The organism is Mucilaginibacter sp. 5C4 (assembly GCF_034345625.1).
Classification (GTDB): domain Bacteria; phylum Bacteroidota; class Bacteroidia; order Sphingobacteriales; family Sphingobacteriaceae; genus Mucilaginibacter; species Mucilaginibacter aurantiaciroseus.
Genome location: NZ_CP133775.1, coordinates 3,232,606 through 3,246,751, shown reverse-complemented (window position 1 = coordinate 3,246,751; position 14,146 = coordinate 3,232,606). Strand labels below are relative to the sequence as shown.

The following is a 14,146-nucleotide window of genomic DNA, read 5'->3' as shown; positions in this document are numbered from 1 at the left end:
AAATTCCACATGATTAACCTATATTAATTAAACTAACTCCCGATACGAATGGCATTTATACATGATGTGCTACAGGAACCATCTTACGGATGGAAGGATGCGAATGGCGAACTATTTAAGCCTACGCCGAAACAGATCTTCTCGGAACTTTTTACACGACTAAACATATTTAAGGATAAAAAAAACTGGCTTTCTTTCATGAGCTGGGGCATGGTATTGTTCCTTGCGCCGTTTTTATTTTTGTTCCTTTTTAAGTACTTTTCTATCACCGGCCTTGTTGTGGCCTTTATTTACAGCATGATGGTGATGGGTACCCACGGTACCATTTGGTACCACAGGTATTGCACACACGGCGCGTTCAAATTCCGTAATAACTTTTGGCGTTTTGTAACTCAAAACCTTACCCTTAAAATTATCCCCGAAGAGATCTACGCGATATCGCACCACGTGCACCACGCTTTATCTGATACCCCGGGCGACCCATACAACGCGCAGGGCGGTTTCCTGTACTGCTTTTTGGCAGATGCGAACCACCAGCCGGTTAACCGTAATTTGGATGAAAAAGGCTTTAACCGTTGTATCACCTTAATGAAACATACCGGTGTTACCTGTAACACTTACGCGCAGTATAAAAAATGGGGATCGATAGCAAACCCGTTCCACATGGTACTGGGTGTAATTGCCAACTGGGCATTTTGGTTCACCGTATTTTACCTGCTTGGCGGCATAGGCTTAGCTTGCGCTATATTTGGCGCGGCCGGTTTTTGGGCTGTAGGTGTACGTACCTTTAATTATGAAGGCCATGGTAAAGGCGAAGACAAACGCCGCGAAGGTGTAGACCATAACCGCAAGGATATGTCGGTTAACCAGCTTTGGCCGGGCATTGTTGCCGGCGAATGGCATAACAACCACCACTTGTACCCAAAAAGCGCGCGTTCGGGCTTTAAGCCGCACCAGGTTGATAGCGCTTGGTATTACATTAAGTTTATGCACACAATAGGTGCAGTAAGCCACTACCACGATTCAAAAAAACAATTCTATAAAGATTATATTAAGGCCGAACCTGTTAAGCTTGTTGCAGAACCGGAGTTTTGCCCAACAACAGGCAAGCAGGTCTTTGCTACAGAGATTTAATAAACAGCATACATAAAAAAAGGGGCACGAAAGTGCCCCTTTTTTTGTTTAAAAGCGATTTAGCGCTGTGGTTTTTAGAAATGAATATATACCTTAGGCAACCAATTATTCATAACCTAATAATCTGATGTTTAAAAAATCTATTTGTGTTTTTACCGGCTTGCTGGTAACTTCTATTTTTGCCGCACATGTATGTGCGCAAAGCAAACCCGTCGGCATATTTGATGGCAGTACAGATATTGGGGTGATAAAACATCCGGGTACGGTGGCTTACGACGCCAAATCGCAGCAGTATACGGTTTCGGGCTCCGGCACAAATATTTGGCTTGACAAGGACGAGTTTTACTTCGTTTGGAAAAAAATAAAAGGCGATTTTTTACTAAGAACAAACGCGGCTTTTACAAGCAACGGAAAAGAAGCACACCGTAAGTTTGGTTTAATGGTACGCACAACGTTAGCAGCTAATTCGGCCCATATAAACACTGTTGTGCATGGTGATGGCCTAACCTCGTTACAATACCGTAAAACAGCCGGGGATAGCACACGAGAACAAAAGAGTGAGATTATTAGTGCCGGCGTATTACAGTTAGAAAGGGTTGGTAATAGTTTTACCATGTCGGTAGCGCGCAAAGGCGAATTATTTGGCCCGCCGCAAAAAATAGACCTTAACCTGGGCGAGGATGTATACGTAGGTGTATTTGTATGTTCGCACAATGCTGATGTTACAGAGAAGGTTGTTTTCAATAACGTTCGCATTGTGGTGCCTGCACCGCCAACCCTGGTGCGCGATAAGGAATACATTGGCAGCAGTATTGAACTGCTGGATATGGAAACCCATAACAGCCGCATTGTATATCAATCTCCAAAATCATTACAGGCACCAAACTGGGCAACTGATAATAAATCGCTTATCTACAACAGCGAGGGCACACTGTACAATTTCAACCTGGCTACCAGTACTCCCAAAGCCATCAACACAGGCAAAGCAAAAAATAACAATAATGATCACGTAATATCTTTCGATGGCAAATGGCTCACCATTAGCAGTGGCGATGGTGGCCCGTCAACAGGCTACGTGGTGCCTATTAAAGGTGGCGAAGCACGCAAAGTTACTTTTGGTAAAGGCGCGTCGTACATGCATGGCTGGTCGCCGGATGGTAAATACCTGGTATTTTGCGGTGAGCGTGGTGGCGAATATGATGTTTACCGCATACCGGTTGCAGGTGGCGCCGAAGAAAGGTTTACCACAACCAAAGGCCTTGATGACGGGCCGGAATATACACCGGATGGCAAACACATCTACTTTAATTCGGTACGCAGCGGCCTGATGCAGGTTTGGCGCATGGATGCCGATGGCACTAATCAAACACAAATAACCAACGACGATAATAATAACTGGTTCCCGCATGTATCGCCCGATGGCAAGTCCATCGTATTTATCACCTTCCTTAAAAACGAAGTGGAGCCGGGGGCGCATCCTTTTTATAAACATGTTTATATACGTGTAATGCCAATAGGCGGTGGCGAGCCAAAAGTGGTTGCCTACCTTTATGGCGGGCAGGGTACCATCAATACGCCGTCATGGTCGCCAGATAGTAAGCATATTGCTTTTGTAAGTAATACCAGTTTGCTTTTCCCAACGTTCCCTATAAGTAAAAACTAAGTTCAATTAAATCTCAAATAAAATGAATCCATCACGCAGAAGTTTTTTAAAAACTGGTGCCATTGCAGCCACAGCGGCAGCAATAATGCCTAAAAGTATATTTGCAGCGCCTGCCCAGATCCAAAGGGTAGGCTTACAGCTTTACTCGGTACGCGATGCCATGATGAAAGACCCTGCCGCCACGCTTAAAAAACTGGCCGATATGGGTTACCAGCATGTAGAGCACGCCAATTATGTAAACCGCAAGTTTTACGGCTGGACAGCAAAAGAATTTAAAAAGCGCCTGGACGACCTGGGCATGCAAATGCCGAGCGGCCACACCGTGATGACATCTGCGCATTGGGACGCTACCACCAACGATTTTACCGACGTTTGGAAACTTACCGTTGAAGACGCAGCCACCATGGGCCAAAAATTTGTGATCAGCCCGTGGATGGATGATAAGGTTAGGCACGATACCGACCTGCTTAAACGCACCATGGATCAGTTTAACAAAAGTGGCGAGCTTTGCCAAAAGTATAACATGAAGTTTGGTTACCACAACCACGATTTTGAATTTACCACCATGGTAGGCGATATCCGCCTGTTCGACTACATCATGCAAAACACCGACCCTAACAAGGTATCGCAGCAACTGGATATTGGTAACATGTACGGCCGCGAGAACAACGCCATGGGTATTATTGAGAAATACCCGGGAAGGTTTATCTCCATGCACGTGAAGGACGAGATAAAAAGCGCCGATAAAAACGAAGGTACCGGTTACGAAAGTACCATCCTTGGTAAAGGTGTTTTACCTGTTAAAGAAGTGCTGAAAACAGCTAAAAAGGTAGGCGGTACGGTGTATCTGATCATCGAACAGGAATCATACCAGGGCCTTGACCCGATGGATTGTGTAAAAATTAACTTACAAACCATGAAAAAGTGGGGATATTAGGAGTTAAAAACTACCTTACACTCTCGTAACCGTATTTATAACATTTAATCCCTCACCATTGAATTTAAATATGAACCGGCGCATCGCCATCAGGAACATGGCCCTTATTTTAGGCAGCGCGGCAATTTTGCCGTCGTGCCTAACGGATAAGGGTAAACCTGTTGTACAGCTAAAAAAGCTGAAGGTAGATGCCGATCAGGAAAAAGTGGTTAACAACCTTGCCGAAACCATCCTGCCAAAAACAGATACCCCGGGCGCTGCCGAGTTAGGCATTAACCTGTTTGTTTTTAAAATGATAGATGATTGCTACGACAAAGAGCACCAGGCCGATTTTATAAAAGGCCTTGGCGATTTTGCGGATGCCGCCAAAAAACAACTCGGTAAATCGTTTAACGAAGCCACCGTTGCAGAACGCACAGCTTTTGTAAATACTGTTGATAAGAACGCTAAAGACGAAAAATACAAGGATGTTACTAAGCTTACCGCTTTTTACAAAATGGTGAAAGACCAAACCGTGTTTGGTTACACCACGTCCAAATATTTTATGACGAAACAAATAGTTTATGAATTGGTCCCGGGCAGGTACAATGCGTACTTCCCTGTTAAAAAGCTTGCAGTAGTATAATAATGGCAAATTTAAATATAGATAGTGTTAAGGACCGTACGTTTGATGCCATTGTTATAGGCTCTGGCATGAGTGGTGGCTGGGCCGCGAAGGAGTTTACCGATAAAGGCCTTAAAACCCTGGTTTTGGAGCGCGGCCGCGATGTAAAGCATTTAAAAGATTACCCAACAACAAACTTATATCCATGGGAGTTTCCGCATCATGGCGTTTTGCCCGATGATGTGCAGAAAGCAAACCCCATAGTGAACCGTTGCTATGCCTTTGGCGAGGATGCGGCCCACTTTTTTGTGAAGGATGCCGAGCACCCTTATGTGCAGGAAAAACCTTTCGACTGGATTCGCGGGTACCAAACCGGTGGTAAATCCCTTTTATGGGCACGCCAAACCCAACGCTGGAGCGAGTTTGATTTTGAAGGCCCCGCACGTGATGGCTTCGCGGTAGACTGGCCTATCCGCTACGCGGATATTGCACCATGGTATAGCTATGTAGAAAAATTCGCGGGTATCTCGGGTAACCGCGATGGCCTGGCAGAACTGCCCGATGGTGAGTTTTTACCTGCATTCCCGTTAAACGCGGTGGAAACATTTTTTAGTAACCACATCAAAAAGAATTATAAGAACAGGCACGTAATAAGCGCGCGTTGCGCGCACTTGTCAAAACCTAACCAGATCCATTTGGACCAGGGCAGGGGGCAATGCCAGGAGCGTACACTTTGCCAGCGCGGCTGCCCGTTTGGCGGCTACTTTAGCGCCAACTCGTCTACTATTCCATGGGCTTTGCGTTCGGGCCATTGTACGTTGAGGCCACATTCGGTTGTGGAGTCTATCATCTACGATGAGGAAAAGGGCAAGGCTACGGGCGTGAGGGTTATCGATGCCAACACCAAAGAAGCGATAGAATATTATGCCAACGTTATTTTTGTTAACGCGGCGGCTTTAAATAGTAACCTCATACTGCTTAATTCAACATCGCACCGTTTCCCTAATGGTTTGGGTAACGATAGCGGTACGTTGGGTAAATACGTAGCATTCCATAATTATTCGGCACATATAAATGCCGAATACGATGGCGCCAAGGAATGGACCACTGATGGCCGTAACCCGGCGGGCGGTGGTTATATGCCTCGTTTCAGGAATGTTTATAAGCAGGAAACTAACTTTTTACGCGGTTACGCGGCAGGCTTTAGCGCTTATCGCTGGGAGCAGCACAGCAGCGACGGCATTGGCGAAGATCTGAAAAAGAACCTCGTTAAAAAAGACCTGAGCGGCTGGCACGTAGGCTCGCACATGATGGGCGAAACCATCCCTAAGGAAACGAACTTCGTAGCGTTAGATAAATCGCTGAAAGATCCTTTCGGCGTACCTCAATTGAGAATTTCGGTTGATTATGACGACAACGACGAGAAAATGAAAAAGGATTACGTGGAGCAGATGACAGAAATGTTTACCTCGGCCGGTTTCAAAAATATCCAGGCATCAACCGACCACCGGGCACCGGGGCTAGATATTCACGAAATGGGTGGCGTACGAATGGGTAAAGACCCAAAAACATCAATGCTTGATAAATGGCACCGCCTGCACGCCTGTTCAAACGTTTACGTTACAGATGGCGCGAGCATGACATCAACAGGCTGCCAAAATCCATCGCTTACCTACATGGCCTTTACCGCCCGCGCGGTAGACCATGCAATAGGCGAAATGAAAAAGGGGAATATATAGCCCCACCTAAATCCTCCCCGGAAGGGAGGACTTAAAAAAAAGCCCCTCTCTACCGGAGAGGTGTTGGGGAGAGGCTGATTGTGTATAAAAAACACAATGAAAAAGTTTGTTAAATAATTTTTATTCATACATTAGACGGAACAACCAATTACTAAAACATTTTATTAAACGCTATACTTTTATGTCTACAAACACTTATGACGCTATTGTCATTGGTTCAGGAATTTCAGGCGGCTGGGCTGCTAAAGAACTGACCGAGAAGGGATTAAAAACCATAATGTTGGAGCGCGGTAAAAATATCGAGCACATCAAAGATTACGTAAACGCAAACAAAGGCCCGTGGGAATTTGAACATAGGGGCGGCCGTACGCAGCAAATGATTGATGATTACCCGGTATTAAAACGCGATTACCCACTAAATGAGACCAATCTGGATTACTGGACCAACGAAAAAGAAAGTCCGTATACAGAAATTAAGCGTTTCGACTGGTTTAGGGGTTACCACGTAGGTGGCCGTTCATTAATGTGGGGCCGTCAATCTTACCGCTGGCACGATACCGATTTTGAAGCCAACGCTAAAGACGGTATAGGTACCGACTGGCCTATCCGTTATAAAGACCTGCATGACTGGTATGGTTATGCAGAGCGTTTTGCAGGTATCTCCGGTAATAAAGATGGCGTTCCAATTCTTCCGGATGGCGATTTTATGCCGCCGATGGAAATGAATATTGTTGAAAAAGATGTTCAGAAACGTTATAAAGAGTTTTATAAAGATACTCGTCACTTTGTTATTGGCCGTACAGCCAACATCACCGTGCCGCATAACAACCGTACAAATTGCCAGTACCGTAACAAGTGTTGGTTAGGCTGTCCGTTTGGCGCGTATTTCAGTACACAATCTGCTACTTTACCGGCTGCTGTGGCAACTGGTAACTTAACCCTTCGCCCATGGTCTATCGTAACCAAGATCCTTTACGATAAAAACACCAAGAAAGCTAAAGGTGTTGAAGTATTGGATGCTGAAACCAACAAAACATATGAATTTTTCGCGAAGATAGTTTTCGTTAACGCATCGGCACTAAACAGCGCCTGGGTATTAATGAACTCTGCTACCGACGTATGGGAAGGCGGCTTAGGCAGCAGCAGCGGCCAGCTTGGTCATAACGTGATGGACCACCACTTAGGTGTTGGTGCAGGCGGCCGTGTAGAAGGCTTTGAAGATAAATACACTTTTGGCCGCAGGGCTAATGGTATATACATACCACGTTACCGTAATTTAAATGGCGAAAAACGCGATTACATTCGTGGATTTGGTTACCAGGGTGGCGGTAGCCGCAGCGGTTGGAGCCGAGATATTGCCGAATTAAACATCGGTGGCGATTTTAAAGATGCTTTAACTGAACCGGGAAGCTGGGGCTTTGGTATGGGCGGTTTTGGTGAAACATTGCCGTATCACGAAAACAAGATCACTCTCGACAAAACCAAGAAAGATAAATGGGGCTTGCCAATCCTGGCTTTTGATGTAGAGTGTAAAGATAACGAGCGTAAGATGCGTATCGATATGATGAACGATGCAAAAGAAATGCTGGAAAATGCAGGCGTTAAAGATGTAAAATCTTATACAACTGACCCTGTATTAGGCCGTGGTATCCACGAAATGGGTACGGCACGTATGGGCCGCGATCCAAAATCATCTGTACTGAATGGCAACAACCAGGTTTGGGATGCCAAAAACGTATTTGTTACAGATGGTGCGGCAATGGCATCGTCAGCCTGCCAAAACCCGTCGCTTACTTACATGGCGCTTACAGCCCGTGCGGTAGACTTCGCGGTAAAAGAACTTAAAAAAGGTAATATTTAACAGTATTGAAATTCGACTAACAATGACTGAAGAGAAAGAAACCATAACGAACGAAGAATCAAACCCCTCGAGAAGGAATTTTATAAAATCGGGTGCATTAGCCGCCGCGGGCTTTATGATTGTGCCACGTTTTGTATTAGGCGGAACCGGTTACACAGCACCAAGCGATATGCTTAATGTTGCAGGTGTAGGTGCCGGCGGTAAGGGCGAAAGCGATATCGCGAACTTTGCTAAAAGCGGAAAAGCTAACATTGCTTTCCTGTGCGACGTTGACGACCGTAGCGCAGCAAAATCAAGGGCGGCATTCCCCAAAGCTAAGTACTATAAAGACTGGCGCGAGATGTATGATAAAGAACACAAGCACTTTGATGCCGTGTCTGTATCAACTCCAGATCATAACCACGCTATTATAGCTTACAATGCTATGGCGCAGGGCAAACACGTTTACGTGCAAAAGCCCCTAACGCATGATATTTGGGAAGCTCGTTTATTAACGGATGCTGCCAAGAAATTTAAAGTGGTAACCCAAATGGGTAACCAGGGTGCATCAAATGATGGTACCCGTTTAATGGCCGAATGGTACGATGCAGGCCTTATTGGCGATGTGGATACTATTTACTGCTGGACTAACCGCCCGGTATGGCCGCAAGGCATCAAATGGCCCGATCCAAGCCAAAATATACCAAAAGAACTGGACTGGAACCTGTGGTTAGGTACTGCACCTAAAAAGGATTACGTTGAAAAACTTGTTCCGTTTAACTGGCGTGGCTGGTGGGATTATGGAACCGGCGCCCTTGGCGATATGGGTTGCCACCTGGTTGAAGCCCCTTTCCGTGTGTTAGGCCTTCAGTATGTTAAAGATGTACAGGCAAGTGTTGGTAGTGTTTATGTTGATTCGTTTAGAAAAGGATCGTTCCCTGAGAGCTGCCCTCCGTCAAGTCATATCACCTTAACATTCCCCAAAACAGCTAAAACCAAAGGTGATGTTACCCTTCACTGGATGGATGGTGGCATAGAGCCCGAAAGACCCGAAGAGCTTGGCCCTAACGAAAAATGGGGCGGCGAAGAAGGTAACGGTACCTTATTCATCGGTTCAAAAGGTAAAATGTACGCCAGCACTTATTCTGATGCGGCTACTTTGTTGCCAAAAGAACGTACAAAAGATGCGAAAGTACCTCAAAAATACAAACGTGTACCGGGTGGTGCTAACGGCCACTACGCGCAATGGGTTGAGGCTTGTTTAGCAGGTTACGGTAAAATGGAAGTAAGCTCTCCGTTTGAAGTTGCCGGCCCGCTTACCGAGGCGTTACTGATGGCCAACTTAGCTGTACGTGGCCACGATCTTAAAGGCGGTGCATTCAAATACACATGGGATAACAATGCCATGAAGGTTACCAATTTTGACGATGTTAACCAGTATGTTAAACGCCAATACCCGGCAGGATTTGAGCTGAAAGCTTAGTTATTTATTATTAAATCACAATCCCGGTAGCTATCGGGGCAATAATTAAAAAAATGAATAGAAGAGACGCGTTAAGCAGAGTTGGTTTGATACTTGGAGGAACGGTAATAGGTGCCGAGTTCTTCATATCAGGCTGTAAATCTGGCAGCAAGGTTAATACCGACGACCTTTTTGCAAAAGAAACTACCGCATTTTTAAATGAGGTTGGCGAAACCATTTTACCTGAAACCAAAACTCCGGGCGCCAAAGCGGCAAACGTTGGTGGTTTTATGGCCATTATGGTACGCGATTGTTATACGGCAGCCGACCAGAAGATCTTCAAAAAAGGTTTATCTCAGCTGAACGAAGCAACCGATAAAAAGTTTAAAAAGAGCTTTATGGAAGCAGATGCCAAGCAACGCACCGAGATTTTGACCGACCTTGACAAAGAAGCAAAGGAATACTCAAAAACTAAAAAACCTGAGGATCCTAACCACTACTTCACCATGATTAAACAATTAACCCTGCTGGGTTTCTTCACATCAGAAGTAGGCGCTACAAAAGCATTACGCTACGTAGCGGTACCGGGAAAATATGATGGAAACTACCCCTACAAAAAAGGCGACAGGGCCTGGGCACTTTCATAGGACGTTATAAATAAGCCTTTCCGTTCCTACGGAAGGGCTTTTGTTTTAATTCTAAATTTTATACTTTTAAACCCTCCCTGCTAACTCGCGGGGCAGGGCTTAAAAGTTTATCTACCATAATATGAGTAACAGAAAATTGCGCATGGGCATGATCGGGGGCGGAAAGGATGCCTTTATCGGGGCCATCCACCGTATTGCAGCCAACATGGACGGCCAAATTGATTTAGTATGCGGTGCACTAAGCATGCATGCCGATGTAGCACAGGAAAGCGGTAAACTGCTTTTTTTAGCTCCCGACAGAATTTACGATACCTATGATGATATGTTTAAAGCTGAGGCTCAAAAGCCGGCGGATGAACGTATGGACTTTGTAACCATTGTTACACCAAACTTTGCCCACTTTGCCCCGGCAATGCAGGCTTTAGAGAATGGCTTTAACGTGGTGGTAGAAAAACCCGTAACCTTTACATTAGAAGAAGCCCAGCAGCTAAAAGCTAAGGTTGAAGAAACCGGCCTGATGTTGTTACTTACTCACACTTACGCTGGTTACCCAATGGTTAAAGAGGCCAGGCAGCTTGTTAAAAGTGGTAAGCTTGGTAAAGTAAGAAAGATCTATGTTGAGTATATCCAGGGCTGGTTAAGCCGCTTGTCCGAACGTGAGGGAAATGCCGGCGCTGCATGGCGTACCGATCCCAAAAAATCGGGCAAAAGTGGATGCATGGGCGATATTGGTACACACGCAGCCCACCTTGCCGAATATATTTCAGGTTTGAAGATTACGGAGCTTAATGCTTCCTTAAATATTGTGGTTGATGGCCGTATGCTTGATGATGACGGCGCGGTACTTTTACGCTTTGAAGAAGGCGCGACAGGTACACTGATCGCATCGCAAGTTGCAGCAGGTGAGGAGAACGCCCTTAAGATCCGTGTGTACGGTGAAGAAGGTAGTTTAGAATGGGCCCAGATGGAGCCAAATACCCTAACCGTAAAATGGATAGACAAACCTGCCGAAACTTTACGCGCAGGCAGCAACTATGCCGACAGGTTATCAACCTACGCTACTTCAAACTGCCGCACACCGGGAGGCCACCCTGAGGGCTATTTAGAGGCTTTCGGTAACTTATACCGCAACTTCGCTTTAGCGCTTAGTGCTAAAATAGAAGGTGTGGAACCTAACGCCGAATGGCTCGATTTCCCGTCTATCGACGATGGTATCAGGGGCATGGCATTTATAAACAATGTTGTTGCATCAAACGAGAGCAACGAGAAGTGGACAAAATATACTATCTAACACATGACTACCATTAAAGGACCGGCCATATTTTTAGCCCAGTTTATTGGTGACGAAGCACCGTTTAACGATCTGAAGTCGATTTGCCAGTGGGCAGCCGGCTTGGGTTACAAAGGTGTGCAGTTGCCAACCAATGACCTGCGCTTTATTGACCTGCAAAAAGCGGCCGATAGCAAAACCTACGCCGACGAGATAAAAGGTATTGTGAACGAAGCCGGTTTAGAAATTACCGAGCTGTCTACACATTTACAAGGCCAGTTAGTAGCGGTTAACCCTGCTTACGATAGCCTGTTCGACGCCTTTGCACCCGCTCAGGTTAAAGGCAACCCTGCCGAAAGGCAAAAATGGGCGGTATCGCAGTTACATGCAGCAGCCAAAGCATCAAAAAACCTGGGCTTAAACGCACACGTTACTTTTAGCGGTGCGCTTATCTGGGGCATGGTTTATCCATGGCCGCAGCGCCCTGCAGGTTTGGTTGATGCTGCTTTTGACGAGCTTGCCAAACGCTGGGAACCGATCCTGAACGTATTTGACGAGAACGGGATTGACCTTTGCTACGAGATCCACCCGGGCGAAGACCTGCATGACGGTGTGAGCTACGAAAGATTTTTGAGCAAAGTAAACAACCATAAGCGCGCTAATTTGTTATATGATCCGTCGCACTTTGTATTGCAGGCGATGGATTACCTGGAATACATCGACATTTACCACGAACGCATCAAAATGTTCCACGTAAAGGATGCCGAGTTTAACCCTACGGGCAGGCAAGGTGTTTACGGTGGCTATGCCGACTGGATCGACCGTGCAGGCCGTTTCCGCTCGTTAGGAGATGGGCAGGTTGATTTTAAAGGTATCTTTAGCAAGCTAACCCAGTACGATTACAAAGGCTGGGCAGTGCTGGAGTGGGAGTGTGCCTTAAAAAACTCGGAAGATGGCGCCCGCGAAGGCGCGCAATTCATCAAAAACCATATCATCAGGATAACAGATCGTGCCTTTGATGATTTCGCGGCATCGGGCAGCGATGACGCATTTAACAGATCACTAATTGGATTATAAATAAAACGTAATAAAAACGCTCTAAAATAAACACAACGCAAAATGAAAAAGGTATTCTTAATATTAGGTATAAGCTTGGCATTGGCTGCCTGCGGTGGCAACGCAACGCAAGGTGATAAAACGGACAGTGCAGCATCAAGCAACAACAACGCTATAGCACAACAAAGCAATGCGGCTAACAATACGGCAGCAAATAAAATTGGTACCGATAACAACAGCGGTACACCGGCCAACAAAGGCGAAGCATTAATGGCAAACAGCGATTGTAACACCTGCCACAACGCGCAAAGTAAAGTTATTGGCCCTGCGCTGGTTGATATCGCCAAAAAATACAAAGAAAGCGATATTGATATGCTGGCAGGAAAAATAATAAAAGGTGGTAGCGGTAACTGGGGAACCGTTGGTATGACAGGCCACCCTGACCTGCCTTTAGCCGATGCAAAAGAAATGGTTAAGTACATCTTAACCGTAAAATAAGTAAACCAACCTAACCAATTAATTTAAACCAAAACCAATTATGACCGTAACAACGCGCGTTAAGTTATCTACCATGATGTTCCTGGAGTTTTTTATCTGGGGTGCATGGTTTGTAACTATGGGGACGTATTTAGGCAAAACTTTGGCCGCTACAGGCGTGCAAAATGGTAATGCCTATGCCACACAATCATGGGGTGCTATTATAGCGCCTTTTATTATTGGATTAATAGCCGACAGGTTTTTCTCAGCCCAAAAAGTACTGGGAATTTTGCACCTTACCGGTGCAGCTTTGTTGTTTTACATCACAACACAAACGAATTTCGAAGGCTTTTTCCCAATAATATTTGCTTACATGATCGTTTACATGCCTACCCTCGCGTTGGTAAACTCGGTGTCGTTTAAACAAATGGCAAACCCAAGCAAGGAGTTTCCGCCGATACGCGTATTTGGTACATTAGGCTGGATCATAGCCGGTTTGGTAATTGGCTGGTTAGGATGGGAGCAAAGCAACTCCTTAGTATTAACTTTTAAAATGGCTGCAGGTGCATCTTTAATTTTAGGTTTACTAAGCTTTACTTTACCTGCTACACCGCCTGCAAAAAAAGGCCAGAAAGCAAGCCTTGGCGATATATTAGGCCTCGATTCTTTAGGGTTACTAAAAAACAAATCATACCTAACGTTCTTTTTGGCATCGGTTGCAATTTGTATCCCGCTGGCATTCTACTACAACTTTACAAACCCGTTCCTTAACGAAGTAGGTATGAAGGCAGCTGCCGGCGTACAATCTTTGGGTCAGGTGTCCGAGTTCTTATTCATGGCGTTAATGCCGCTGTTCTTTGTGCGCCTTGGCGTTAAAAAGATGCTGGCAGTAGGTATGCTGGCGTGGGTGATCCGTTACATCTTTTTTGCCTACGGCGATACGGGTGCAAACTACTGGATGCTAATAGCAGGTATAGTAATGCACGGTATCTGTTACGATTTCTTCTTCGTAACCGGTCAGATCTATACCGATAACCTTGCAGGCGAGAAATTCAAAAGTGCTGCACAGGGTTTTATTACCTTAGCTACATACGGTGTGGGGATGCTTATCGGCTCTTACATATCGGGCCCTATAGTTGATAAATTTAAAGTATCAGCAACTACACACAACTGGCAAACAATATGGTTGATACCTGCGGGTATAGCGGCTGTAGTGTTAGTAGTATTCCTATTGGCATTTAAGGATACTAACCAGATCCAAACCAAACCGGGATTGGATATTCAAGAACCGGGTACCGGCAGGGTAGAAGTATAACT

Annotated in this window: 12 protein-coding genes; all 12 read left to right on the top strand. The window is 45.5% G+C overall.

The window, feature by feature from the left end:
- Positions 1 to 48 precede the first annotated feature (48 nt).
- The 12 genes from RHM67_RS15230 to RHM67_RS15175 all read left to right on the top strand — a co-directional run bounded on the left by RHM67_RS15230 (position 49) and on the right by RHM67_RS15175 (position 14,144).
- Positions 49 to 1,134, top strand: a complete 1,086-nt coding sequence (locus RHM67_RS15230) for a fatty acid desaturase (RefSeq protein WP_322227706.1) — start codon at positions 49 to 51, stop codon at positions 1,132 to 1,134.
- 127 nt (positions 1,135 to 1,261) lie between these two features.
- Complete coding sequence (locus RHM67_RS15225) at positions 1,262 to 2,797, top strand: hypothetical protein (protein WP_322227705.1); 1,536 nt, start codon at positions 1,262 to 1,264, stop codon at positions 2,795 to 2,797.
- A gap of 22 nt (positions 2,798 to 2,819) precedes the next feature.
- Positions 2,820 to 3,734 (top strand): sugar phosphate isomerase/epimerase family protein, encoded by a 915-nt coding sequence (locus tag RHM67_RS15220; protein WP_322227704.1) that lies wholly within the window; start codon positions 2,820 to 2,822, stop codon positions 3,732 to 3,734.
- 70 nt (positions 3,735 to 3,804) lie between these two features.
- The gene (locus RHM67_RS15215; protein ID WP_322227702.1) at positions 3,805 to 4,359 is read left to right on the top strand and encodes a gluconate 2-dehydrogenase subunit 3 family protein; all 555 of its coding nucleotides are present in this window, start codon (positions 3,805 to 3,807) and stop codon (positions 4,357 to 4,359) included.
- Positions 4,360 to 4,361: 2 nt separating this feature from the next.
- Positions 4,362 to 6,077: a GMC family oxidoreductase gene (locus RHM67_RS15210; RefSeq protein WP_322227701.1), complete on the top strand. Its 1,716-nt coding sequence runs from the start codon at positions 4,362 to 4,364 to the stop codon at positions 6,075 to 6,077.
- Between the two features lie 181 nt (positions 6,078 to 6,258).
- On the top strand, positions 6,259 to 7,938 hold the full coding sequence (locus RHM67_RS15205) for a GMC family oxidoreductase (RefSeq protein ID WP_322227700.1): 1,680 nt from the start codon (positions 6,259 to 6,261) through the stop codon (positions 7,936 to 7,938).
- Between the two features lie 22 nt (positions 7,939 to 7,960).
- Entirely contained in the window at positions 7,961 to 9,400 is a 1,440-nt protein-coding gene (locus RHM67_RS15200) for a Gfo/Idh/MocA family protein (protein WP_322227699.1), read from the top strand.
- 53 nt (positions 9,401 to 9,453) lie between these two features.
- Positions 9,454 to 10,026, top strand: coding sequence for a gluconate 2-dehydrogenase subunit 3 family protein (locus tag RHM67_RS15195; RefSeq protein ID WP_322227698.1), 573 nt, complete (start codon positions 9,454 to 9,456; stop codon positions 10,024 to 10,026).
- A gap of 121 nt (positions 10,027 to 10,147) precedes the next feature.
- Positions 10,148 to 11,317, top strand: a complete 1,170-nt coding sequence (locus RHM67_RS15190) for a Gfo/Idh/MocA family oxidoreductase (RefSeq protein WP_322227697.1) — start codon at positions 10,148 to 10,150, stop codon at positions 11,315 to 11,317.
- 3 nt (positions 11,318 to 11,320) lie between these two features.
- Positions 11,321 to 12,373, top strand: a complete 1,053-nt coding sequence (locus RHM67_RS15185; protein WP_322227696.1) for a sugar phosphate isomerase/epimerase — start codon at positions 11,321 to 11,323, stop codon at positions 12,371 to 12,373.
- Between the two features lie 42 nt (positions 12,374 to 12,415).
- The gene (locus RHM67_RS15180; protein WP_322227695.1) at positions 12,416 to 12,850 is read left to right on the top strand and encodes a c-type cytochrome; all 435 of its coding nucleotides are present in this window, start codon (positions 12,416 to 12,418) and stop codon (positions 12,848 to 12,850) included.
- Between the two features lie 40 nt (positions 12,851 to 12,890).
- A complete protein-coding gene (locus tag RHM67_RS15175; protein WP_322227694.1) occupies positions 12,891 to 14,144 on the top strand; it encodes a nucleoside permease in 1,254 nt (417 codons plus the stop codon).
- Positions 14,145 to 14,146 lie beyond the last annotated feature (2 nt).

Excerpts from the sequence above, each read along its gene's own strand:
- RHM67_RS15175 (WP_322227694.1), top strand. The coding sequence starts at position 12,891 with ATGACCGTAACAACGCGCGTTAAGTTATCTACCATGATGTTCCTGGAG.
- RHM67_RS15220 (WP_322227704.1), top strand. The coding sequence starts at position 2,820 with ATGAATCCATCACGCAGAAGTTTTTTAAAAACTGGTGCCATTGCAGCC.
- RHM67_RS15180 (WP_322227695.1), top strand. The coding sequence starts at position 12,416 with ATGAAAAAGGTATTCTTAATATTAGGTATAAGCTTGGCATTGGCTGCC.
- RHM67_RS15215 (WP_322227702.1), top strand. The coding sequence starts at position 3,805 with ATGAACCGGCGCATCGCCATCAGGAACATGGCCCTTATTTTAGGCAGC.
- RHM67_RS15225 (WP_322227705.1), top strand. The coding sequence starts at position 1,262 with ATGTTTAAAAAATCTATTTGTGTTTTTACCGGCTTGCTGGTAACTTCT.
- RHM67_RS15185 (WP_322227696.1), top strand. The coding sequence starts at position 11,321 with ATGACTACCATTAAAGGACCGGCCATATTTTTAGCCCAGTTTATTGGT.
- RHM67_RS15230 (WP_322227706.1), top strand. The coding sequence starts at position 49 with ATGGCATTTATACATGATGTGCTACAGGAACCATCTTACGGATGGAAG.
- RHM67_RS15195 (WP_322227698.1), top strand. The coding sequence starts at position 9,454 with ATGAATAGAAGAGACGCGTTAAGCAGAGTTGGTTTGATACTTGGAGGA.
- RHM67_RS15190 (WP_322227697.1), top strand. The coding sequence starts at position 10,148 with ATGAGTAACAGAAAATTGCGCATGGGCATGATCGGGGGCGGAAAGGAT.
- RHM67_RS15205 (WP_322227700.1), top strand. The coding sequence starts at position 6,259 with ATGTCTACAAACACTTATGACGCTATTGTCATTGGTTCAGGAATTTCA.
- RHM67_RS15200 (WP_322227699.1), top strand. The coding sequence starts at position 7,961 with ATGACTGAAGAGAAAGAAACCATAACGAACGAAGAATCAAACCCCTCG.
- RHM67_RS15210 (WP_322227701.1), top strand. The coding sequence starts at position 4,362 with ATGGCAAATTTAAATATAGATAGTGTTAAGGACCGTACGTTTGATGCC.